The sequence below is a fragment of the Arthrobacter sp. NPDC093139 genome (assembly GCF_044754165.1).
In the GTDB taxonomy this organism is placed as follows: Bacteria; Actinomycetota; Actinomycetes; order Actinomycetales; family Micrococcaceae; genus Arthrobacter.
In genome coordinates, this window is sequence record NZ_JBIVOO010000003.1 from 58,412 (window position 1) to 80,671 (window position 22,260).

Genomic DNA, 22,260 nt, shown 5'->3' on the forward strand with positions numbered 1-22,260 from the left:
ATAGAGTCTCTCATGGCTGCGGACTCTAGAATGGTTGCCATGAGCAACCCCGTTGACGCCCCGCGTGGGTCCGCCCCCTCCGAGGACACACTTGATGCCGCGTTGAAGTCAGTGGAGCATCAAATCAGTATTTTCTGGCGGCGCGCCCGCGCCGTCTCCCAGCAGCTCTCACGCCAGGTGCATCCGGACATGGAGCCTGCTGCATATGGGCTGCTCACCATGATTCGCAAAACGGGACCCATCCGGCTGACCGAGCTCGCGTCCTGCATCGGCGTCGGTAAGCCCTCCGTGAGTCGGCAGATCGCGTTCCTCGAGGGCATCGGCCTCGTGCTCAAGGAAGCCGATCCACTGGACGGGCGCGCCCAGACCATCCGCCTCACGCCCAAGGGTGAAGAGAAGATGCACCAGGTCCAGGACGCAAGGCGGCAGGTCTTCCGGGAGCGGCTGGGTGAATGGCCGGTGGAGGACCTGGAGGCCCTGGCCACGTACATGGCCAAGCTCAATGCCACCTACGAACGTGACGGGTTTCCCAAGGACGGCGAGCTTTAGGCGTAGTTACATCCAGCGCACGGCCCACGCCAACGGTGTCGAGATCAACGACGATGGCCCCCGGTTTGTGCCGGGGGCCATCGCTCTAAATCTTTCCTGTGCGCTGCAGGTTACCTGGCGCTGGACAGCAGGCCCTTGGCCAGCTCGTTGTTCAGTTCGGTGCTGAGGTCGCGCTCCAGGTCACGGCCGTAGCGCTGCGAGAACTCCTGCGGCACTGTGTCCGGTACGGCAACACCTTCGGCCATGGCAACGCGGTCGCTGACCTCGCGGAGCATGCTGGACAACGGAACATCCAAGGCCGAACAGATCGAGGACAGCAGCTCGGAAGAGGCCTCCTTCTGGCCGCGCTCCACTTCACTCAGGTAGCCCAGGGAAACTCGGGCGCTGTGCGACACTTCGCGGAGGGTACGCCCTTGACGCTGGCGGACATCGCGCAGGACATCACCGATTTCGTGACGAAGTACTACCATCTTGCGCTCCTTCTGTTCGCTCTTGGCCTGATCGGCGAGGCCCACATCCTTCCAGCGGACAACGCCGTTTACGGATACGGGCTGCTTTACCATCTGTATCGCCTTGCTCCCTCATGTGTCCGGTCCGCTGGGAAGCGAACCGATGTTGGTCTTTTCATCCTAGGCGCCTCCCTCTTGGAGAAGCGACACAATGTAACAACTATTCGGTAATGCTTTTTGTTCCCGGCAACCTTACTCCCGGTAGCTTAGCGACGCCAGAGCCTCCTGGAGCCGCGCGAGTGCGGCCTCGCAGGCGAGTGCGCGGATCTCCGCCCGGGTTCCTTCGAAACTGTAGGGATAGGACGTGGCGCCCTGCTCGGTGGCGATGCCGATGAAGACAGTCCCCACCGGTTTGCCGTCGTGCCCGTTCGGCCCGGCCACGCCCGTGGTGGAAACACCCAGGTCAGCCCCGCAGGCGTCCCGTGCACCCTCGGCCATGGCCGCCGCGACGTCGCCGTCGACGGAGCCGACGGCGTCGAGCAGTTCCTGGGGAACGCGGAGCAGATCCCGCTTGACGGAGTTGCTGTAGGAGACGACGCCGCCCCGAAGCATGGCCGACGCCCCTGCCGTGTCCGCCAGCATGGCCGTGACCATGCCGGCGGTCAGCGATTCGGCGGTGGCAACGGTGACGCCCCGCGCGACGGCGGCCGCGACTGTCTCGCCGGCGATTCGGTGAAGGTTGCTCATGCCTTTCCTTCCTGCGTGTCCGGGTTCTCGTCCTGCCGTTCCTCGGCCCTGCGCCGCAGCCCGTGGGCGCGGACTTTCAGAGCTTCAAGAATGTACTCCACGCCGGTCCAGACCGTGATGATGACGGCCACCAGCATCACGGCGAGGGCCACCCAAACCAGCCAGGGCGCAATCGCGGACAGCGGAAGAAGGTAGAGGAAGATCGCTGCCGTCTGTACGACGGTCTTGAGCTTTCCGCCGCGGGAGGCGGGAATCACTCCATAGCGGATGACAAAGAACCGCAGCGCCGTGATGCCCCACTCGCGGACGAGGATGACCGCCGTAATCCACCAGGACAGTTCATCCAGCACGGAAAGCATGACCAGGGCCGAACCGATCAGCAGCTTGTCGGCAATGGGGTCGGCGATCTTTCCGAAGTCGGTGACCAGCCCGCGGCTCCGGGCGATGTCGCCGTCGAGCTTGTCCGTGTAGATCGCGACGGCGAAGGCAGCCACGGCGGCCCAGCGCCACGGCCCGGATTCGCTCCGCAGGCCCGGAGCATCTGCGATGAGGAACCACACGAAGAACGGCACCAGCACAATGCGGAGCATCGTGAGGATATTGGGAAGGTTCCAGATCCCGGAGCTGTTGGAGCCGGCCGCGGTCGCTTCGGTGCTAGTCACCCTCCTAGGCTACCGTCTTCCGGACCGCGGCTCCCGAGCTACAAAACTTCGGAGCTGCCCGTTCCGGGCTAGCGCCCGGTGAGGGACCAGGCGTCCTCGGATCCTTCATCGTCGTCCCCGGAGCCGTCCGCGCCGTCGTAGTACTCAGCGCTCTGCGCACGGTTGTCCAGATCGGCGGTGACGAGGTCTTCCGCGTAGCCGCCCTGCGCGATGTTGGCGTTTGCGTTGTCGCTTAGGGCCGCTGTCTGGGAATCAGGCGCCGCGGGGGCTTCCTGGCCCTTCATGGCGGCCAGCACCGCGGCGAGGTCATCAGGCTTGACCAGCACATCGCGGGCCTTGGACCCTTCCGAGGGTCCCACCACGCCCCTGGACTCGAGCAGGTCCATGAGGCGGCCGGCCTTGGCGAACCCGACGCGGAGCTTGCGCTGCAGCATCGATGTGGAGCCGAACTGCGTGGTGACCACCAGTTCCGTGGCCTGCAGCAGCACTTCGAGGTCGTCGCCGATGTCGTCGTCGATCTGCTTCTTGGGCGCATCGGCCGCGACGTCGTCCCGGTAATCGGCCTTGAGCTGGCCCTTGACGTGCTCCACCACCTTGTGGATCTCGGACTCCGTCACCCACGCGCCCTGCACACGCATGGCCTTGGAGGCACCCATGGGCAGGAAGAGGGCGTCACCCTGCCCAATGAGTTTCTCGGCGCCCGGCTGGTCGAGGACCACGCGGGAGTCGGTGACGGAGGACGTCGCGAAGGCCATGCGCGAGGGAACGTTGGCCTTGATCAGGCCTGTGACGACGTCCACCGACGGCCGCTGGGTGGCCAGGACCAGGTGGATGCCGGCCGCACGCGCGAGCTGCGTGATTCGGACAATGGAATCCTCGACGTCGCGCGGTGCCACCATCATGAGGTCGGCGAGCTCGTCCACGATCACCAGCAGGTACGGGTAGGGCCGTATGACGCGCTTGGAATCCACTGGAGGATGGACCTTGCCTGCGCGGACGGCCTTGTTGAAGTCATCGATGTGCTTGAAGCCGTAGTTCGCCAGGTCGTCGTAGCGGGCGTCCATCTCGCGGACCACCCACTGCAGCGCCTCCGCCGCCTTCTTCGGGTTTGTGATGATGGGCGTGATGAGGTGCGGCACGCCCTCATAGGCCGTCAGTTCCACGCGCTTGGGGTCCACCATGACCATCCGGACCTCATCCGGTGTGGCGCGCATGAGGATTGAGGTGATCATCGAGTTCACGAACGATGACTTACCTGCGCCGGTGGCGCCGGCCACGAGGAGGTGGGGCATCTTGGCCAGGTTCGCGACGACATAGCCCCCCTCGACGTCCTTGCCCACGCCCATGACCATGGGGTGGTCCGTGCGGCGGGCGTTCTGGCTGCGCAGGACATCGCCCAGCGAGACAGTCTCACGGTCGGTGTTCGGGATCTCGATGCCGATGGCCGACTTGCCCGGAATGGGGCTCAGTATGCGCACGTCTGAGCTGGCGACGGCATAGGAGATGTTCTTGGACAGCGCCGTGACGCGCTCCACCTTGGTGCCGGACGCCAGCTCGATTTCGTAGCGCGTGACCGTGGGGCCTCGGCTGAAACCGGTGACGCTTGCGTCCACGTTGAACTGCGTCAGCGTGTCCGTCAGCGCCGCGACCACGGCGTCGTTGGCTTCCGTGCGCTCCTTGGGGATGGATCCGGGGGTCAGCATGTCCGACGACGGCAGGGTGTACGTGACGTCCCCGGCCAGGGACAGCTGCTCGGTCCGCTGCGGGATCGGCGTGGGCGGCGGCGCTGGCGCCACCGGCTTGGAGGGCACCTGCGAGGCGGCACCGGCACCGGCCGGGTTGAGTGAACCGGCGGCCACCATGCCCGGAGTGACGAGCGGGATGGCCTCCGTGGCGTTGTCCCCGTCTGCATCCCCGCCCTTGGAGCCGAGCCCCTGGGCGGCCTTGATCTTTTCGACGGCGATCTCGGCCTGCGTGGGGCGGCGGACACCCGGTGCCACGGCCGAGGCGCCCGTGCCGGACGGTGCTCCCTTGCGGGACGGGGCGACAGGATCGTCGTCATCGATGACCGCATGCTCAAAGGCCTCATCACCGACGTAGCCCTCCAGGCGCGCGTCGCCTTCCGGGTCCTTGCCGAAGAGCCGCTTGCGCTTCTTTTTCGGTGCCGCCGCGGCCGTGTTCTCGTAAAGGTAACTGCGGTCGTGGACACCGCCGTCGTGGTCCTGGAGGTCCACTCCCATCAGGTGCTCATAGGCTGCCCGCAGGCGCCCCGGGATGGCGGTGAAAGGTGTTGCCGTCACGATGAGCAGCGAGACGAAGGCCAGCAATCCGTACAATGCCACCGGCACCGCCGCGTGGATGGCGGCCAGCGGGGATGCCGCCAGGAAGCCCAGCATGCCACCTGCCTGGCGCAGGCCGTCGAATCCCTGGGCAACGGTCGGCTGGCCGCCAATGATGTGGGCCAGCCCGCAACCCGCGAAGGTCATGATCAGGAAGCCGATCCCCACGCGGTTGTTGCCGCGGCCGTCGGCCGGCCGGCGGAACAGCCGCACAGCGCAGACGAACAGCATGAGCGGCAGCACCAGCGACATCCAGCCGAAAGTGCCGTTGACCACGGCGAAGACGGCATCCGGGAACCAGCCCCGGAAGCCCCACCAGGCAAAAGTAGCGATGAAGACGGCCAGTGCGAGATTGAACAGGGCGGCCCCGTCACGGCGGTCTTCCGGTGCGAGGTCGCTGACGTCGTGGCCGATCCGCCGCACTCCCCCGCCGACCAGGTGGCCAATTCCGAGCCAGGCACCACCCAACACCCTCAGCAGCCACGGCTGCCGGGGTTCGACGTTGGCCAGCTGGCGCGTGCGCGCCGTTCCGCCGGATGCTCCGCCCCGGCCGGATTTGGACGCCGCGGAGCCGGAGCGGCCCGCTGACGTGCCTGATTTGGTGCTGGGAGTGCGTTTTGGCGCGGGGGAAGTACGTGTGGCCATATGAGCCACGGTACTCCAACCCCGGCCGAATTCCGCGGATTTCCGGGCGTCCGGGGACTGTGTTCACCCGCCCCGGAGCCCCGGAGCCCTTGGAGCCCCGAACGGCGGCTTAGGCCTCGAGGACCACCGGAATAATCATTGGGCGGCGCCGCAGCTTGCGGTTGACCCACGTTCCGACGATCCGGCGGACCACCTGCTGCAACTGGTGGGCGGTGTGGTCCGCATTGCTCAGCACGGCCTCTTCCAGCGCGTCGTTGATCTTGGGGATGATGTCGTCGAACACCGAGTCGTCCTCCGCGACGCCCCTGGCGTGGATCTCAGGTCCGGAGACCACCTTGCCGGTGGCCCGGTTGATGACCGTGATGATGGAGATGAAGCCTTCGTCGCCGAGGACCCGCCGGTCCTTGAGGTCGGCGTCGGTGATCTCGCCGACGCTTGAGCCGTCCACGTAGACGAAGCCGACCTCGATCTGACCCACGACGTCGGCACGGTGGTCCCGGAGGTCGATGACGGTGCCGTTGTCAGCGAGGAGGATGCTCTCAGCGGGCACGCCTGATTCCTCGGCAATCTTGCCGTTGGCGATCAGGTGGCGGGTTTCACCGTGCACCGGCATGGCATTGAGCGGTTCCAGGATGTTGTAGCAGTACAGCAGCTCACCGGCCGCGGCGTGGCCGGACACGTGGACCTTGGCGTTGCCCTTGTGGATGACGTCGGCGCCCAGCTTCAGCAGTCCGTTGATGATGCGGAACACCGCGTTCTCGTTGCCGGGGATGAGGCTCGAGGCGAGGATAACCGTGTCACCGTGGCCCACCACCACCCGGTGGTCGCCGTTGGCCATGCGGGACAGCGCTGCCATGGGCTCGCCCTGCGAGCCGGTGGACATGAGCACCACCTTGTTGTCCGGCAGGCTGTCGATGTTCTTCAGGTCCACCACGATGCCGTCCGGCACGTCCAGGTATCCCAGCTTTTCGGCGATCGCCATGTTCCGGACCATGGAACGCCCGACGAACGCCACGTTGCGGCCATGTTTGGCCGCGGCATCCAGGACCTGCTGCACACGGTGGACGTGCGAGGAGAAGGACGCCACGATGATGCGCTTGGTGGCCTGTCCGAAGACCCGGTCCAGGGTGGGGCCGATTTCCTTTTCCGCAGTGGTGAAGCCCGGAACATCGGCGTTCGTGGAGTCGGACATGAACAGGTCCACGCCCTCTTCGCCGAGCTTGGCGAAGTGCCGGAGGTCCGTGATCCGGCCGTCCAGCGGGAGCTGGTCCATCTTGAAGTCACCTGTGTGCAGCACGGATCCGCCGGCGGTGCGGAGGAAGACAGCCAGCGCATCCGGGATCGAGTGGTTGACGGCAACGAACTCGCACTGGAAGGGGCCGAACTGCTCCACCTGCCCCTCGGTCACCGTCAGCGTGTAAGGCCTGATGCGGTGTTCCTGCAGCTTGGCTTCGACAAGGGCGAGCGTCAGCTGCGAACCCACGAGCGGGATGTCGCTGCGGAGCCGCAAAAGATACGGGACAGCGCCGATGTGGTCTTCGTGGCCATGGGTCAGCACCACAGCCACGATGTCATCCAGCCGGTCCTCGATGTAGGAGAAATCGGGCAGGATCAGGTCAACGCCCGGCTGAGTCTCCTCCGGGAAGAGGACACCGCAGTCAACGATCAGCAGCTTGCCGTCGATTTCGAAGACGGCCATGTTCCGGCCGATCTCGCCCAGGCCGCCCAGGGGAACGATCCGAAGGGTGCCTTCGGCAAGGCGGGGAGGCGTAACAAGGCCGGGTAGGGCAACTTGGGTCATAATGCACTTCTTTCCAGGCGGAAGAGTGCCGGTCCTAGTCCGTCAGGAATAGACCAGCCCTCCTTCCGCCAAATCCTCGCGGATGGTTTCGATCTCGGCTTCGTCCGGCTCCACGAGGGGCAAACGGACAATCGAGTTGGGCAGGACTCCCTGCCATTTAAGAATTTGCTTGGCTGCGACGGCACCCTGGACGCGGGTCATCGTTGCGCGCACAACGGGTTCAAGCTCGAAATTGATCTTGCGGGCCGTGCCCAGGTCGTTCGCGTTGACGGCGTCGATAAGTTCCCGGAAGCGGCGGGTGACGACGTGTGTTGTGACACCTACCAGACCCACGGCGCCCATCGCCATCCACTGGAGGGTCAGGCCGTCGTCACCGGAGTAGAAGAGGAGGTCCGTCTCGGCCATGACGCGTGTCGCCGCAGCGAAATCCGCCTTGGCGTCCTTGACGGCGACGATATTCGGATGCTGCGAAAGACGGATCATAGTCTCGGGCGCAATCGGAATGGAGGAGCGGCCGGGGATGTCGTACAGCATCACGGGCAGATCGGTTGCCGACGCGATGGTCTCGAAGTGTGCGCGGACACCTGCCTGGCTGGGCTTGTTGTAGTACGGCGTGACAATCAGGAGTCCGTCGACGCCGAGCGCGGCCGCCCGCTGCGAAAGCTGCACAGAGTGCGCGGTGTCGTTGGTTCCGGTGCCGGCGATGATCGCTGCGCGTCCTCCGACGGCATCCTTGACGGCACGAAACATGCCAAGGTTTTCCTCGTCGGTGAGGGTGGAGGTTTCCCCTGTGGTTCCGGTGACCACCAGGCCGTCACAGCCATCGTCCACGAGCTTGACGGCCAGTTCCGCCGCCTGCTGGTAGTCCACTTTGCCGTCTTTGGTGAAGGGCGTGACCATGGCGGTCAGGAGGGTGCCAAGAGCAGGAATGTTCGCGGAAGTGTCAGCCATGGGAAAAACGTTACCCTGTCACCGGCAGGTTAGGACAATGGCGGGCGCGTGATGATGGTCAAACTCGCGGACGCCGTCAAACCCGGAGGGTGGACCCGTCACATTGCCGGGCGGCGGTATCGCTCCAGGGCGCCCCTCCCAAGTACCGCCGTGAGCACTTCCGTTCCCGTGCCCTTGGCGCGCTGCATGGCGAGCCCGTCCGGGCCCCAAAAACCGCTCAGCCCGCAGGAGGGCCCAAGAGACGTCCGGCCACCAAGGTTGGCCAATAGCGTGTACATGCGGTTGTCCATGGCGCGCGCCCCAAGATGCAAGCCCAGCCGCGCCCCCTCACCCTGGGTGTAAAGGCCCGAAACGGCATAGACGTCGGCACCTGCTTCCGCGGCGGTGCCGGAGTGCACGGGATGGGCAGCATCGAAGCAGATGGCCAGGGCGACCTTCCAGCCGTCCACGTCGAGGACAGCCGGACCCGCACCGGCCCGAAACAGCGCGGCCTCCCCGCCGTGCAGATGGGCTTTGAAACCCGCTTCCTCCGACCCGTCGGGGTGGACGGCCAGCGATGCCAGCCGGGGCGTGCCGTCATGCTCCCGCAGGGCGGCCCCCACGACGGCAGTAACCCCCGTACGCCGGCAGATCTCCCGCACCGCAGCAAGGCGGGCATCGCCCGGCACCACCCACTGCTCCATTCTCCGCAGCAATGGCAGGTTGTAGCCGATCAGGGAAAGTTCCGGGAAGATCACGAGCCGGGCACCGTGCGAATCCGCGTCCTCGATGAGACGGACATGCTCCGGCACGTTGGCCACCACGCCGCCCTCGAGGGCCTCGTATTGGATGGCGGAAACGGTGAGCGGTCCGGTCACGCCTCCATCCTAGGCAGGATCCTTTCCTGCGCAGTAGCGGCCCACTGCAGCTTCCCGCAAGGACTCCGCCCAAGTGGCCAGGCGCTGGGCGGCGCGGACGTAGTGGAAGAGCTCCGTGGGTGTCAGGGCTTCAAGATCGGTCTCCGACAGCCGCCGCGCCAACTCTGCCCCGGGCGGTTGCGCGGAGAGCGGAATTCCTTCGCGGCCCCATTGCACGTCCTCGGCGGGATTGCCCGCCACGAGCTGTCTGAAAAGGTAGTCCACCACTCCCGGACTCATCGCCTGCAGCGGCCCGTCGGCGCTGGTTGCAGGTGCGCTGCGCGGTTCCTTGCTCGGCTCCCTGCGCGGTCGCCTGTCCGAGCCGTTTCGGAACCGTGAGCCATATCTGAACCCTGAGCCATGCCCGAATGAGTTGATCATGCCGAAATAGTATTCGAACATATATTCGAATACAAGCCTCCGGCAGGATTGCCTTGCGCACGTCGGAGGCCGGCATCCCCATCAGCCGCACCAGCCGAGAACTTGCTCGGCTGTTCACGGCACCCGGATGTGAGACGATCACATCATGACCTCGGGGAGTACCGCTGCATCGTCCAGAACGTCGAAAGGTCCTGCAGCCAGCACCCGTCTTGCAGGCATCGACGCGGCCCGCGGCCTGGCTCTCCTCGGCATGATGGCCACGCACCTGCTGCCCACATTCGAGACGGATGCCAATCTGACCCCCACCTGGATCGGGCTGACATTTTCAGGCCGTGCAGCCGCGCTGTTCGCTGTCCTGGCCGGAATCGGCCTGGCGCTCTCCACGGGCAAGCAGCGCCCCTTGGAAGGCGCCGCCCTCACAGCAGCCCGGCGGGGCATAGCCATGCGTGCCTTGGTGATCGCCGTCGTCGGACTGGCCCTTGGTGGCCTTGAGGTCAACGTCGCGGTCATCCTCGTGCACTATGCCGTGCTCTTCCTGTGCATACTCCCGTTCATCGGGCTGCGGCTCAAAGCCCTCTGCGCCTGGGCTGCGGGCTGGATCGTGGGCTCCCCCCTGCTGGCCTTTCTCCTCCGGCCCTGGCTCATGGCGGCGGATCCGCCCCTGCAGTTAAACCACAACCCTGGCTGGGAGGACCTGTCCACGCCCGCACAGCTGCTTGGCGACCTGTTCCTGACGGGCTATTATCCCGTTTTTCAGTGGATGTCATATCTGCTGGTGGGACTCGTCATTGGCAGGCTGTCCCTGTCAGCGGCCGGCCTGCCCCTGCTGTTGCTGACCGTCGGCAGCGCCGTGGCCGCGTTCGCCAAGGTTCTGGGCACGGCCGCGATGGAGTCCTGGGGCGGCCGGGCTGCGCTGCAGGACGTGCTCTCGGATCCCAACTACCCGCTGGAGAGCATTCTGCAGGTCAACCTGGCAGGCGTCCGCCAAGAGGGGTCGTGGTGGTGGCTGGCCACCAGTGCACCGCATTCGGGGACCACCCTCGACCTGCTGCACACCAGCGGCGTGGCCGCGGCCGTCGTCGGGCTCTGCCTGTTGGTTGGCAGGCTCGGTCAATGGCTGGACCTGGACCTGTTGCTGCCGCTGCGCGGCGCGGGCGCCATGACCCTGACCCTGTACACGGTGCACGTGTGGGTCGTGGCGTCGTCCCGTCTCCAGCCCCTGCCGTCGGGCTGGACCGAGGATGGCGTGTATTTTGCCCATGCCGCATTGGCTGTGCTGATCGGAATGGCCTTCGCGATCCTGAAGAAGCGGGGGCCGCTCGAATGGCTCGGCCACGCCGCGAATCAGGTGGGGCGGCACGAGCCGGACAGAGTCCGCTAGGACGCCGGAGACCGCGCGGCCAGGCTATAGCGGGCGGGCCAGTTACCGGGCAGGCTGATTACAGGCCATGGCAGTTATCGAGCGGGCCAGTTACCGGGCGAGGGCGCCCTTGGAGGCCTGGAAGAGCCGCACCGCGTCCCGCATGGCAGCACGGGCACGTTTGCGGTCCCCTGCGGCGTCGTAGGCGCAGCTGAGGCGGAACCAGGAACGCCAGTCATCGGGGGCGGCTTCGGCCTCGCTGCGGTACTTCTCGAATTCCTGGTCCGCTGCTGCGCGGATAATCCTTCCCGCCGGGGTGCGCGGCAGGTTGTCAACCGGCAGGCCGCCTTCGGCCTCCAGCACGTTCGCCATCTGTTCGGTCCGGGCACCGAACAGCAGTTCACGAATCAGGGCCCAGGCGCCGATAACCGGGAGAATCAGGTACGCCGCACCGATGGCTTTAGCCACCGGCTCGGGGTCCGTCAGCAGAAGGACGGACCGCTGGAAGGACACGACGAGGTAGAACACCAGAAGGAGCGTCACCGCGCCCACCCAGATTTTGGTGCGGTTCTTCTTCAGCTGCTCAAAAAAACGTCCCACGTTCCTTACAGCCCCAAATCAAGGTAGCCGTCAAGTCCCACGGTCAGGCCGGGGTGCTGCGCCACGTTGCGCACGCCCAGGAGGACCCCGGGCATGAACGAGGCGCGGTCGAACGAATCGTGCCTGATGGTCAGCTGCTCCCCGGGGCCTCCGAGCAGCACCTCCTGGTGCGCTACCAGTCCCCGGAGCCTGACACTGTGCACGCGGATTCCCTCCACGTCGCAGCCGCGGGCGCCCGCAAGCTCAGTGGTGGTGGCGTCCGGGCCAGGCTCGACGCCCGCCGCTGCGCGCTCCGCTGCGATCAGCTGGGCCGTGCGGACTGCCGTGCCGGAGGGCGCGTCGACCTTGTCGGGGTGGTGGAGTTCAATGACCTCCACCGACTCGAAATATCTGGACGCCGTGGCCGCGAAGGCGGATGCCAGTACCGATCCAAGGGCAAAGTTCGGTGCAATCAGGACGCCTACGCCCTGATGGTCCGCGAGGAGCGATTCAAGGCTTTCCAGCCTGCCGATGTCCCAGCCGGTGGTCCCGACAACGGCATGCATGCCGTTCTCGACGGCGAAACGGACATTGGCCTCAGTGCTCTCCGGCACGGTGAGGTCCACCACGAACCTGGCGCCGGCGCCCTTCAGCGCGTCCAGGGAATCGCCGCGCCCGAGGGCCGCGACGAGCTTCATGTCGGGGGCGGATTCCACGGCCTTGACGGCTTCGGCGCCCATGCGCCCGTTCGCGCCCAGAACGGCGACAGGGAGTTGTTCGATCATGGTTTCAACCCTACCTTTCGTCCGGCGGCGGGGCAGAACCCCGGACACTGCATTACCACCGCCCCGGGTGCAGCCGGAGACCAGTGGCGCCACGGCTTATGAGAAGACTCTCAGACGAGTCTCATTCATGCTTCACGTTCGGGACCCATGATGGAAGCACCAAGGGGGCATGGATCGAGACTTTAACGAGCCGAAGGAGGCCTCAAATGCGCATGGGGATTCGCGAGCTGCACCAGCCCACTGCACCGCAGGAACCAGTTTCACAGGAATGGGAAACAGCCGGGCCAGAGCAGTTTTCATACGTCCGGCTGGGCAATCCGGAACTGCGCCGGCAGATCGTGGACATCATCCTCGATGTCCTCTCCGACGAGGAGCCCGCGCGCCCAGAGGTCCGTGCCCGCATGCTGCAGCACCTGGCCGAAAATCCGGGCCACCCCGAACGGGCGCTGCTGGACCATCTTCGTGATCCGAACATCCGGGCAGCCGCAAAAGACTCAGGGCCCTTCGAAGTCCAGGATATGTAAGAGCAGGGCCTGCTCCGGGTTCCCAGGGTTGTCCACCAGCTGCCTCAGCAGCCGCCGCCGAACATCGGGGGATGTGGTCGTTCCGGAAATGATGTCAGCGATGACGTCCAGGACCTGTCCGCGCAGAGACGGATCCCCCGGCCTTGGAATCCCTGGCAGCCCCTGGAACAGGGACTCCGTGTGAGGGTCGCCCGGCTCCATCGGCCCACTCCTTCCTGCAACCGGCCCGTGAGCCCCTTCACCCACTGACCTGAGACCGGCCCGGGCAAACGTCCGGGCCCGCAGGGAACACTCGGCCCGCCGGCTTCAACGGCTGGCCTCCTGTTACCGGCGAAAGTCATCGTGTCGCGGCCCTGCTACAAAAAGCCGGACCCCGGACCCCCTGTCCGGAGCCCCCTGCCCCCCAGATACGGGACCCGCCCCGGCAGAAGGCCATGGACAGGCCATGTTGCAGCGCCGCGTATCGGGGCTTTTCCCAAGTCCCTGCCGCGAAGGTTGGAGGGTCCTGAAGTTGAAGGTAGCCGCGAACCGTCTTCCGCAGGACGGCCGGGCCCGGACGCACTCCACGTGGAAGCGCCGGGCCCGGCTTCTGCACCCCGGCCTCTGCACACCGGCTTCGGCACTCGGGCCGGACGCCCTACAGGTGCTTCTCTGCGTAGATGAGCAGCGCGTCGCGGACGAAGCCGGCTCCCTGCTCCCCGCCGTAGTGAGCGGCGAATCGCGGGTCGGCAACATACATCTCGCCAAGGCCCGTGACGTAGCCCTTCGTGTCCCCATCCGGGGCGGATGCCGGCGTGCCGGGAATGGCCGTGAGCCACTCAACATGGCGACGCGCGAGTTCCTGGGCCTCTTCGCTGTCCGCTGTGGCACCTGATTCGGCGGCGCGGATCCAGTCACGGCCGAGTTTTTCGGCGCCCTGCTTCCACGCCTTTTTCTCCTCCGCCCCCATCCCGCGCCACCAGGAATCCCCGGCCGCGTAGGCCTCCTTTCCCCACCGTTCCTCGACCTCGTCCTTGTACTGGGTGTGGTCGAATCCATCGAACATATTTTCAGCCACGAGTTCTCCATCTCCTCTCAGTGATTCGAGGGTTTGCCGGACAGAGGCCACCTGACGGTCCAGACGCGCCTGCTCCTGCCGAAGCCAGTCAAGGTGCCCGCCGAGCGCCCGGATGGCATCGGTCTCGTGCCGGAGCACGTCGGATATCGCCGGGAGGCCGAGTCCCAACTGGCGTAGCAGCAGGATGCGCTGCAGCTGCACCAGGGCAGCGGCGTCGTAGTACCGGTACCCGTTGTGGCCGGTCCTCGTCGGCTTCAGCAGCCCGATGTCGTCATAGTGGCGCAGCGTACGGCTGGTTGTGCCGGCGATCTTCGCTATCTCCTGGATCGACCAGTCCATCCGTCCCTCCCCTGATCCCACGAGACCTGTCCTTGGGAGGACAGCTCCCCCGGGGCCCGTTCCCTTGCCGTTTGTCCCCTCGCGGGCCGGCCGGTCCGGCCCGATACCGAGACTCTAGAGGTTGACGTTACGTCAAGGTCAATGGGTCAGGCTCCGGCTCCGACCCATTCCACGGTGCCGTCGGTGAAGAACTGTTCCTTCCAGATGGGGACCCGGTCCTTGATCCGGTCCACCAGTTCGGAGCAGACGGCAAACGCCTGCCCGCGGTGTGCCGCCGCCACGGCGCAGACGAGGGCCGGATCCCCGATTTCCAGGGAACCCACCCTGTGCGCGGCCCAGATCCGGACCGGGGTGCCGGTATCGCTGGAGTGTTCGGCCACCAGTTCCGCCACCACATCGGCGAGGACCTGGTGCGCCGTGGGATGGGCGCTGTAATTCAGCCGTTCCACCGCCTTGCCGCCATCGTGATTCCGCACAACGCCGCTGAAACTGACCACCGCTCCGGCGGTATCCGACTCCACGGCGGCAATGGCCTCGTCAACGGAGATGGGCTCCGCACTCAGCACGGCATGCACCACCTCGAATGTCTGACCGGCGGCCGTGCGCGCCGTGTTTGACTGTTCAGTATTCGACTGTTCAATGCCCATGTCCGCCCTCCAGCTGGTCACAGAGATGCCCGATCACCGGATCCAGCACGGACAGTCCGTCCATGACGCCCTTCGGTGATCCGGGCAGATTAACGATGAAAGTTGTGCCGGCGGCCCCTGCGTGCCCCCGGCTGAGCATCGCCAGCGGGGTCTTGGCGATGCCCGCCTGCCGGATCCCCTCCATAATGCCCGGAATCTCCCGGTCAAGCAGGGGCAGGGTCATCTCCGGCGTCCGGTCATCGGGGCTGAGCCCCGTGCCGCCGCTGGTGATCACGACGGCGGGACGCTGGGTGAGCAGCGCCCTGATCGCTGCGCCCACGGACTCGCCGTCGGGAACCACCATGGCCGGAAACGCCTCAAAACCATGCTCGGTGAGCCAGTCGATGATGACCGGACCGGTCTCGTCCCGGTATACGCCGGCGGCGGCGCGTGTCGAGGCAATGACGACACCGGCCGTCCTGCCTTGCACGTCGCCGTGGACGTGCGGGTCCGGTGTCCTTCCGGGCGTGCTCACAGCGTCCAGTCCCCGCTCTTGCCTCCGCTTTTGGCCAGCACCTTGATGTCGGTCAGCACGGCGTGCTTGTCCACGGCCTTGATCATGTCGTAGACGCTCAGTGCCGCGACGGAGGCCGCCGTCAGCGCCTCCATTTCCACGCCCGTGACTCCCCTCGTCTTCACGGTGGCGAAGATGTCCACCGTGTCCGGGCCGAGCTCGAAGTCCACCGTCACCTTCGATATCGGCAGCGGATGGCACAGCGGAATCAGTTCCGGGGTCTTCTTTGCCGCCATGATGCCGGCCACCCGTGCCACGGCCAGGGCGTCGCCCTTCGGCAGGCCTCCGGTGCCCAGCAGGGCCAGGACTTCCCGCGTGCTCCGGACCGTTGCGCTGGCCGTAGCCTCCCGTGTGGTTTCCGTTTTTGCTGATACATCCACCATCTGGGCGGTGCCGTCGCTCCGCAGGTGGGTCAGTGCGGCGTTGTCATTTTCTGCAGTCACAGCATCCATACTTCCACTTCGGCGCCCTGTGCGAGCGCGGATACTCCTTCGGGCACCTGGACAAGGGCGTTGGACCGGGCGAGGGCTCCGACCAGATGCGAGCTTTCGCCGCCCTCCAGCCGTACCGTGCCGTCCGGCAACAGCGTTCCGCGGCGCACCTGGTGCTTGCCCGCCGGCGATGTGAGCGGTTCGAGGAGCCGGCCGCGGACCACGGTCCGTGGTGAGGGCGAGCCGAACAGCCTGCTGAGGACCGGCCGCAGGAACATCTCAAACGACACCAGACAACTGACCGGGTTCCCCGGGAATCCCAGGAGGGGCACGCCGTCGAACGTTCCGATCCCCTGTGGACCGCCGGGCTGCATGGCCACGTGGCCGAAGTGCACGTCCTGGCCGTCCATGGCCTGCCGCACCACCTCGTACGCGCCCTTGCTGACTCCGCCGGTGGTCACGATGAAGTCCACCTCCGGGAGGTGGCGGCGCAGCAGGCCGCAGAGTGCGGCGGGCTCGTCCGTTGAGATGCCGGCCCTGATGACTGCCAGTCCGGCCTGCCGCAGCGAGGTTTCCAGCAGAGTCCCGTTGGCATCGAAGATCTTGCCAGGCTCAAGCTGCCCGCCCGGTTCCACCACTTCATCGCCTGTGGTGACGAGAAGTACCGTCAGCCGGCGGTGGACCAGGACGTCCGGCAAGCCCAGTGCGGCGATCAGCCCCAGCTGGCCGGGGCCGAGGCAGGTGCCGGCCGCCAGGGCAGCCTCACCCGCACGGATATCGCTGCCGGCCTCCCGGATGAACGTCCCGGCAGCCGCTGGAGGAAGCCGTACAGTCGCCTCCGCGCCGGGAGCCGGAAAGGCTGCGGGAACCGCCCGCTCAATGGGGACGACGGCGTCGGCCCCGGAGGGGACCATGGCGCCCGTCATGATGGGGGCTGCCGTCCCGGGCTGCAGCGGTGCGGGCCGGGCCCCGGCCGGAACGGGAGCGGCGACGCGCAGCTCCCCGCCGCCGTCGGGCACGTCCTCCATGCGGATGGCAAAGCCATCCATCTGCGAGTTGGCGAAGGGAGGAAGGTCCAGCGGCGCGGTGATCTCTTCGGCCAGCCCGCGGCCCAGGGCCTCGGCGAGGGCGAGCCGTTCGGTGCCGCCGGCGCTGCACAACGGCTCCAGCAGGGCCCGGACGGCGTCGCGGTGTTCGGCCACGCTGCGGTGTGCGTGCGCCCTGCTCCCTGCATCGTGGGCAACTGCGCCCTGAGCAACTGCATCGGGAGCAACTGAGTCGTGGGCAACCGGGGACGATGTGGCGGCAGTGGCGTGCGGCTGCGTGTGGCGGTGCATGGTCCTGCCTTCGGGAGTGTGGGCTATGGGTTCACGTCAACTCTAATGGTGTGGAAGCCGGTGGCGCCGTCCGGAGCAACCGGCCTGCGCTCCTCCGCCTGGACAGTACCGCTGAGATCTGTCGCACGCACTTGGACTTCGTGCCGGCCGGGCTGCAGGTCGATGCCCAGTTGCCACTGGTACCACGTGTCCACGGAGATGCCGGGAGCCAGCTCCGCCTGCTGCCAGCCGCCGCGGTCCACGCGCAACTCCACTTTTCCGATGCCGGTGTGCTGCGCCCACGCGACGCCGCCGAACATTACCTGCCCCGGGCGGACCGACCGGCCGTCCCGGGGTACATCGATGCGGGAGGAGATCTTGATGGGCCCGCGTTCCGACCAGCCGCGCGGCGTCCAGTAGGCAACGTCATCGGAGAACCTGGTGACCTTGAGCTCAACGAGCCACTTTGTGGCGGACACGTAGCCGTAGAGCCCGGGGACCACCAGCCGCACGGGAAAGCCGTGTTCGAGCGGCAGCGGTTCGCCGTTCATGCCCACAGCGAGCAGTGCGTCCCGGTTGTCCGTGAGGACGTCAAGCGGCGTGCTGGCGGTCCAGCCGTCCGAGCTTCGGGACAGCACCATGTCCGCGCCGGGAAGGGGGCCGGCCATCGCCAGCAGTTCGCGGACAGGCCAGCCGAGCCAGAGTGCATTGCCGATCAGGTGGCCGCCAACCTCATTGGACACACAGGCGATGGTCACGTGGCGTTCCAGCATTGGTTTGGCCTGCAGGGCATCGAAGTCGAGTTCTATCTCCCGCTCCACCAGGCCGGTGACCTTCAGCTTCCATTCCCGCGGGTCCAGGACGGGGACGGAGAGTGCGGTGTCGATGCGGTAGAAATCCGTATTTGGGGTGACGAGGGGATCCATGCCGTCCAGACCGATTTCAGCACCCGCTGGAATGGCTGCTGCAGCCGACCGGGGCTCCGGAAGGCGCAACGTCCTGCGGACCTCGTTGACTCCCGCTGCGCCGCCGCGCCAGGCTGTGGCAACCGCGCCTCCCACCAGAACCGCCGCAGCTGATCCGCCCAGCAACTGCAGGAAGCTGCGCCGCCCGTCCCGGCTCTGCTGCGCAGCTGCCTGCCAGGCGGCCAGCCGCCAAATCAGGCTTTGCAGCAGCATTCCGCCGATCCCTGCCGCCAGCACCGGGAGCGCGACGGCGATGACCGTCACCTGTGCGCGGGTCAGGACGGCAGCAACGCCGACGAGTCCGAAGACGGCGAAGACCGCGGCTCCGGCATAGCGCCTGCGCAGCTCCAGCACTCCGGACAGGGCGGCCAGGGCTGCGATCACCAGCGCCATGCCCGCCAGCAGGGCAAGCTTGTCCGCAGTGCCGAACAGTGCAACCGCCCAGTCCTTCACTCCCGGCGGAACAGCATCGATCACCGCACCGCCCAGCGCCGTTATCGTGGACAGGGAAGGACTGAGGAAGCCTGCGATGAGCTCGCTGGCCACCAGCCCGGTGCCCGCGGCCACAACGCCGGCGCCTGCCGCCCACTGGCGGGACGTGGCAGGTACGGCTCCGGATGTTTCAGGTCCAGAGGTGGGGAAGCTGTGCATTCCGGCTGAAGCCCCGGGCGCGGCCGGCTGGGACTCGTTCACCCTTCCAGCATAAGTCCGGGCACCCCGGCAGGCAGCGGGATGCCCCCGGGCGTGATGCTTGGCCCAACGTGGCGTAGCCTGAATTCATGAGTGTTCAGCTTGGCATGCCGCAGCCGCGCGAAGGAGCCGCCCTGCTTCCTGGCGCGCCGGGCGTTCCCGCGGCCCGGCCCGCCGATGCTCCCGCCGGACTCGTTGACCGCTATGGCCGCCGCGCCACGGACATGCGCCTTTCCCTCACTGACAAGTGCAACCTGCGGTGCACCTATTGCATGCCCGCCGAGGGGCTGGAGTGGCTGTCCAAACAGGCGGTCATGTCGGCTGCGGAAATCGTGCGGATCGTGCGTGTGGGCGTGGCTCTGCTGGGTGTTCGCGAGCTGCGCCTGACCGGTGGCGAGCCGCTGGTTCGGGCGGACCTGGTGGACATCATCGCCGCACTACGGGAGGAGCATCCCGCCCTGCCGATCTCAATGACCACCAACGGAGTGGGCTTGGACAAGAAGGCTGCCGCGCTCGCCGCCGCCGGACTCACCCGCATCAATGTTTCGCTGGACTCACTGCACGAGGAGACCTTCACCAAGCTGACGCGGCGCCCGTTCCTTGACCGCGTCCTTGCCGGCGTGGATGCAGCGTGGGCGGCAGGCCTGGGACCGGTCAAGCTCAACGCCGTGCTCATGCGCGGCATCAACGACGCGGAGTCGCCGGCGTTGCTGGCCTGGGCGCTGGACCGGGGCTACGAGCTGAGATTCATCGAGCAGATGCCGCTCGACGCCGATCATGGCTGGACCCGGCGCAACATGATCACCGCGGCGGAGATCCGTGAACTGCTGTCCACGGACTACGTGCTCAGCCCGGATCCGCGGGCCCGGGACGGGGCACCCGCCGAACGCTTCGAAGTACGACGGCGGGCGGCCGGGTCGGCCGAACCGGCAGGCCCCGTGCTGGGAACCGTGGGAATTATCGCGTCAGTCACCGAGCCGTTCTGCTCGGACTGCCGCCGAACCCGGATCACCGCTGAGGGCAAGATCATGAGCTGCCTCTTCTCCCGAGAGGAATTCGACCTGCTCGGACTCCTCCGGGCGGGCGCCAGTGACCAGGAACTGGCGGAACGCTGGCAGGATGCCATGTGGGTCAAGCCCAAGGCCCACGGCATGGACCACGTGGGACTCGACGCGCCGGACTTCGTCCAACCGGACCGCAGCATGAGCGCCATCGGAGGCTGAACCCTTGCACGTACGTTACTTCGCTGCCGCACGCGCCGCCGCGGGCCTGGAGGAGGAGCGCTTCGACCTTCCGGCCGGATCGACCGTGGAAGCGCTGCTGGCCGCCGTCCTGGACGTCGAACGCGCCGAACCGCCGGCCGGAACGCCGCGGTTGGCCACCATCCTGGGCCGGAGCAGCTTCCTGCTCAATGAAGTCGCAGTCCGGGACCGCTCAGTGGTCCTCCGGGAGGGCGACGTGGTGGACGTCCTGCCGCCCTTTGCCGGGGGCTAAGAGTGCGGGTCATGACGGGGGACGCATAGGCTCGGTCCCGAGCGCCAGTGCCAGCAGGGCGTGTCTGCTCCGGACTCCACAGGCTGCAAAGATGGCCTTGAACTGGTCCTGCACCGTGTAGGGGCTGATGCGCAGGGCCGTCGCCAGGGCGGCTGTGTCCAGTCCGCCGGCGGCGAGCTCAAGCAGGCTGCGCTGCCTCGGCGTCAGGCCAAAGCACCGGGTAAACACTTCGAGCCTTTCGCCGGACGGGCATTCCTGGATGGTCACCGCCAGCGGTGCCTCCCCGTCCTCCCCGGGGTCCAGCCGGAATGACCTCAGCACCGCCCACTGGCCGGATCCAATGGGCACCCGGGCCGATGCGGCATGTACATCGACGCCGGATTCGCGGGCCAATAGCTGAGCCGCGACGTTGAAGACCTCGGCCGGTACGGCCTGGTAGGGAGTGGGCCCCGGCTGCAGCAGTCCTATCCAATCAGCGGCCGAGGCACTCCGGCCAGTAACTTCCAGCCCGGCGTCCAGGACCAGCAGGGCCTGCTGCGGCAGGTCCTGCGCCGACGCTCCCTCGCCCTCCCGCAGGCGCCGCTGCAGGGCGTCCCTCCTCATCTCTGCCGCCCGGCTTCTCCGCAACCCGGACGCTATGGCCGGTGCCGCACTCGTCAGATACCGGGCTTCAGCATCGGTGAAGGGCCCGTCGCCGGCCCGCCACAGGTCAAGCCAGCCCCAGCACCCGTGCCTGTCCGCAAATACGGTGGAAAGGACGTCCGTCACGGCATACCGGCAGAGGAGGCCGGCCCATAGAGGGCTGGAGGCGGGGTTGCCGCCGGTTGCCGTGAGAAGCGTGACGGCAGGTGGGCCGCCGAGCAGTGATGTCCACCGCCCCGCTGCCGTGACGTACTTCAATCTGATCAGGGCAGGCAATTCCTGCGGGCAGGGGATGCTGGCCATCGGTGACATGCCCGTGCAGGTTTCCGGATCTGTCAGTGGCCACGCAAACCAGTTGAACGGAACAATGCTGCCAAGTTCCGCCAGCACCGCCGCGCGCAGTTCATGGTTCTCCATCGACGCACCGCTGAGCTGCCCAATCCGTTCCAGGCTCCGGTTCAGCGCCCAATGCGTGGTCATGAAACCAGTATGGCCCGGTGTGACGCCCCCGAGGCGTGCTGCCCGCACGCCCCCAGATTTCTGGGATACCGCGGCGGCGCCGGCCCTGCCTACCGTAGGCCCATCGGAACACCTGGTTCCCCCAACTGAAAAGGACTGACATGTACACGCTACAGATCGAGCATGGAATTAAGGACTTCGGGATGTGGAAGGCTGCATTTGATCGGGACCCGGTGAACCGGTCTGCCTCGGGCGTACTCGCCCACCGCGTCAGCCGGCCGGTGAACGATCCGCATTACGTGGTGGTTGAACTTGATCTTGCGAGCCTTGAACAGGCCGAGGCGCTGCTGGCCAAGCTGCAGCAGCAGGTCTGGAATTCCCCCGCAGCGGCGCCTGCATTGCACGGGGCACCGCAGACACGGATTGTGGAATCTGCAAACTGAAGAGCACTCCAGCGCCCGAAGTGTCCGTTCGCGCTGTCAGACGCGGCGGCAAACCGAGGTCATGAAGGGGCTGAAGCCCTGGGCGTCACCAAGCCGGATCTCGGCGGTGTGGATGAGGACGCCTTCATCCACCCGGAACGTGTGCCGGGCGGTGCCGCGGTCGCTGTGCCGTTCCACCGTGAGCGTGGCATCATGCCAGGCGCCGCGGGCCGGTGCCTCGGGGGGCTTCCCCATGTTGTCGACGTAGTACCACAGCGTTTCATCGTGGTCCGGATCCACGGTGAACACTCCGTGGCCTTCAAAGTGCGTACCGTCGGCCTCGACGTGGCGGTAGGTCTGGACAACTGCGAAGCCGCCGGCCGCCCTCGTGAACGTCACCTCTGCGGCCGCCGTCCGGGCCGGACCCCAGGGTGACCCTGCCAGTTCAGTGGTCCCCGCCCAGCGTCCGACGAACAGCTCCAATGCCTCGTGGGCTGTCCCCGGGTGCGGCCGGTCCATTATTCCTCCGAGTGCGGTTCCTCCGCGCGGAATTCCTGCGGAGCGGGATCTGGCTCCA

General features: G+C 66.7%; 25 protein-coding genes. 6 read left to right on the top strand and 19 right to left on the bottom strand.

Features of this window, described 5'->3' with window-relative positions; genetic code table 11:
• Positions 1-39 precede the first annotated feature (39 nt).
• Positions 40-549: a MarR family winged helix-turn-helix transcriptional regulator gene (locus ACIP90_RS06185; RefSeq protein ID WP_400577783.1), complete on the top strand. Its 510-nt coding sequence runs from the start codon at positions 40-42 to the stop codon at positions 547-549.
• Positions 550-659: 110 nt separating this feature from the next.
• Here ACIP90_RS06185 and ACIP90_RS06190 read toward each other — a convergent pair whose 3' ends face one another.
• The 8 genes from ACIP90_RS06190 to ACIP90_RS06225 form a co-directional block, all read right to left on the bottom strand.
• A complete protein-coding gene (locus tag ACIP90_RS06190) occupies positions 660-1,112 on the bottom strand; it encodes a helix-turn-helix domain-containing protein (RefSeq protein ID WP_400577784.1) in 453 nt (150 codons plus the stop codon).
• Between the two features lie 138 nt (positions 1,113-1,250).
• A complete protein-coding gene (locus tag ACIP90_RS06195) occupies positions 1,251-1,745 on the bottom strand; it encodes a CinA family protein (RefSeq protein WP_400577785.1) in 495 nt (164 codons plus the stop codon).
• Complete coding sequence (gene pgsA / locus ACIP90_RS06200; protein WP_400577786.1) at positions 1,742-2,407, bottom strand: CDP-diacylglycerol--glycerol-3-phosphate 3-phosphatidyltransferase; 666 nt, start codon at positions 2,405-2,407, stop codon at positions 1,742-1,744. The genes ACIP90_RS06195 and pgsA overlap by 4 nt, the downstream gene beginning before the upstream one ends.
• Positions 2,408-2,475: 68 nt before the next feature.
• On the bottom strand, positions 2,476-5,391 hold the full coding sequence (locus ACIP90_RS06205) for a DNA translocase FtsK (RefSeq protein ID WP_400577787.1): 2,916 nt from the start codon (positions 5,389-5,391) through the stop codon (positions 2,476-2,478).
• Positions 5,392-5,500: 109 nt separating this feature from the next.
• The gene (locus tag ACIP90_RS06210; protein WP_400577789.1) at positions 5,501-7,192 is read right to left on the bottom strand and encodes a ribonuclease J; all 1,692 of its coding nucleotides are present in this window, start codon (positions 7,190-7,192) and stop codon (positions 5,501-5,503) included.
• Positions 7,193-7,234: 42 nt separating this feature from the next.
• Entirely contained in the window at positions 7,235-8,143 is a 909-nt protein-coding gene (dapA, locus tag ACIP90_RS06215; RefSeq protein WP_400577791.1) for a 4-hydroxy-tetrahydrodipicolinate synthase, read from the bottom strand.
• Between the two features lie 98 nt (positions 8,144-8,241).
• Positions 8,242-9,000 carry a carbon-nitrogen hydrolase family protein gene (locus tag ACIP90_RS06220; RefSeq protein WP_400577792.1) on the bottom strand — a complete coding sequence of 253 codons (759 nt, stop codon included), beginning with the start codon at positions 8,998-9,000 and terminating at the stop codon, positions 8,242-8,244.
• A 9-nt stretch (positions 9,001-9,009) separates the two neighbouring features.
• The gene (locus ACIP90_RS06225; protein WP_400577794.1) at positions 9,010-9,420 is read right to left on the bottom strand and encodes a hypothetical protein; all 411 of its coding nucleotides are present in this window, start codon (positions 9,418-9,420) and stop codon (positions 9,010-9,012) included.
• A gap of 145 nt (positions 9,421-9,565) precedes the next feature.
• Here ACIP90_RS06225 and ACIP90_RS06230 point away from each other — a divergent pair, with 145 nt between their 5' ends.
• Positions 9,566-10,801, top strand: coding sequence for a heparan-alpha-glucosaminide N-acetyltransferase domain-containing protein (locus tag ACIP90_RS06230; RefSeq protein ID WP_400577795.1), 1,236 nt, complete (start codon positions 9,566-9,568; stop codon positions 10,799-10,801).
• A 90-nt stretch (positions 10,802-10,891) separates the two neighbouring features.
• Here the strand turns inward: ACIP90_RS06230 and ACIP90_RS06235 are convergent, their stop codons facing one another.
• Together ACIP90_RS06235 and dapB are read right to left on the bottom strand one after the other, a co-directional pair.
• A complete protein-coding gene (locus ACIP90_RS06235) occupies positions 10,892-11,380 on the bottom strand; it encodes a hypothetical protein (RefSeq protein WP_400577796.1) in 489 nt (162 codons plus the stop codon).
• 5 nt (positions 11,381-11,385) lie between these two features.
• On the bottom strand, positions 11,386-12,144 hold the full coding sequence (gene dapB, locus ACIP90_RS06240) for a 4-hydroxy-tetrahydrodipicolinate reductase (protein WP_400577798.1): 759 nt from the start codon (positions 12,142-12,144) through the stop codon (positions 11,386-11,388).
• 206 nt (positions 12,145-12,350) lie between these two features.
• On the opposite strand from dapB, the gene ACIP90_RS06245 reads away from it, so the two are divergent.
• Positions 12,351-12,668 carry a hypothetical protein gene (locus ACIP90_RS06245; RefSeq protein ID WP_400577799.1) on the top strand — a complete coding sequence of 106 codons (318 nt, stop codon included), beginning with the start codon at positions 12,351-12,353 and terminating at the stop codon, positions 12,666-12,668.
• On the opposite strand, the gene ACIP90_RS06250 is transcribed toward ACIP90_RS06245, so the two are convergent.
• From ACIP90_RS06250 to ACIP90_RS06280, 7 genes are all read right to left on the bottom strand, one after another.
• Complete coding sequence (locus ACIP90_RS06250) at positions 12,639-12,869, bottom strand: hypothetical protein (protein ID WP_400577801.1); 231 nt, start codon at positions 12,867-12,869, stop codon at positions 12,639-12,641. The genes ACIP90_RS06245 and ACIP90_RS06250 overlap by 30 nt on opposite strands.
• 436 nt (positions 12,870-13,305) lie before the next feature.
• Complete coding sequence (locus ACIP90_RS06255) at positions 13,306-14,064, bottom strand: MerR family transcriptional regulator (RefSeq protein ID WP_400577803.1); 759 nt, start codon at positions 14,062-14,064, stop codon at positions 13,306-13,308.
• Positions 14,065-14,210: 146 nt separating this feature from the next.
• Positions 14,211-14,711 (bottom strand): molybdenum cofactor biosynthesis protein MoaE, encoded by a 501-nt coding sequence (locus ACIP90_RS06260; protein ID WP_400577805.1) that lies wholly within the window; start codon positions 14,709-14,711, stop codon positions 14,211-14,213.
• Entirely contained in the window at positions 14,701-15,225 is a 525-nt protein-coding gene (locus tag ACIP90_RS06265) for a MogA/MoaB family molybdenum cofactor biosynthesis protein (RefSeq protein ID WP_400577807.1), read from the bottom strand. Before ACIP90_RS06265 ends, ACIP90_RS06260 begins: the two co-directional genes overlap by 11 nt.
• Positions 15,222-15,716, bottom strand: a complete 495-nt coding sequence (gene moaC / locus ACIP90_RS06270; RefSeq protein WP_400577809.1) for a cyclic pyranopterin monophosphate synthase MoaC — start codon at positions 15,714-15,716, stop codon at positions 15,222-15,224. The genes ACIP90_RS06265 and moaC overlap by 4 nt, the downstream gene beginning before the upstream one ends.
• Positions 15,704-17,032 carry a gephyrin-like molybdotransferase Glp gene (gene glp / locus ACIP90_RS06275; RefSeq protein WP_400577811.1) on the bottom strand — a complete coding sequence of 443 codons (1,329 nt, stop codon included), beginning with the start codon at positions 17,030-17,032 and terminating at the stop codon, positions 15,704-15,706. The genes moaC and glp overlap by 13 nt, the downstream gene beginning before the upstream one ends.
• 23 nt (positions 17,033-17,055) lie before the next feature.
• Positions 17,056-18,627 (bottom strand): molybdopterin-dependent oxidoreductase, encoded by a 1,572-nt coding sequence (locus ACIP90_RS06280; RefSeq protein WP_400578297.1) that lies wholly within the window; start codon positions 18,625-18,627, stop codon positions 17,056-17,058.
• A gap of 128 nt (positions 18,628-18,755) precedes the next feature.
• On the opposite strand from ACIP90_RS06280, the gene moaA reads away from it, so the two are divergent.
• Positions 18,756-19,889 carry a GTP 3',8-cyclase MoaA gene (gene moaA / locus ACIP90_RS06285; protein WP_400577813.1) on the top strand — a complete coding sequence of 378 codons (1,134 nt, stop codon included), beginning with the start codon at positions 18,756-18,758 and terminating at the stop codon, positions 19,887-19,889.
• A gap of 4 nt (positions 19,890-19,893) precedes the next feature.
• Complete coding sequence (locus tag ACIP90_RS06290; protein ID WP_400577815.1) at positions 19,894-20,160, top strand: MoaD/ThiS family protein; 267 nt, start codon at positions 19,894-19,896, stop codon at positions 20,158-20,160.
• A gap of 9 nt (positions 20,161-20,169) precedes the next feature.
• Here the strand turns inward: ACIP90_RS06290 and ACIP90_RS06295 are convergent, their stop codons facing one another.
• Positions 20,170-21,282, bottom strand: a complete 1,113-nt coding sequence (locus tag ACIP90_RS06295; RefSeq protein ID WP_400577817.1) for a helix-turn-helix transcriptional regulator — start codon at positions 21,280-21,282, stop codon at positions 20,170-20,172.
• 140 nt (positions 21,283-21,422) lie between these two features.
• Between ACIP90_RS06295 and ACIP90_RS06300 the strand changes: the two genes are divergently transcribed.
• Entirely contained in the window at positions 21,423-21,704 is a 282-nt protein-coding gene (locus tag ACIP90_RS06300; protein WP_400577818.1) for a hypothetical protein, read from the top strand.
• A gap of 36 nt (positions 21,705-21,740) precedes the next feature.
• On the opposite strand, the gene ACIP90_RS06305 is transcribed toward ACIP90_RS06300, so the two are convergent.
• Complete coding sequence (locus ACIP90_RS06305; protein ID WP_400577820.1) at positions 21,741-22,202, bottom strand: DUF1579 family protein; 462 nt, start codon at positions 22,200-22,202, stop codon at positions 21,741-21,743.
• Positions 22,203-22,260 lie beyond the last annotated feature (58 nt).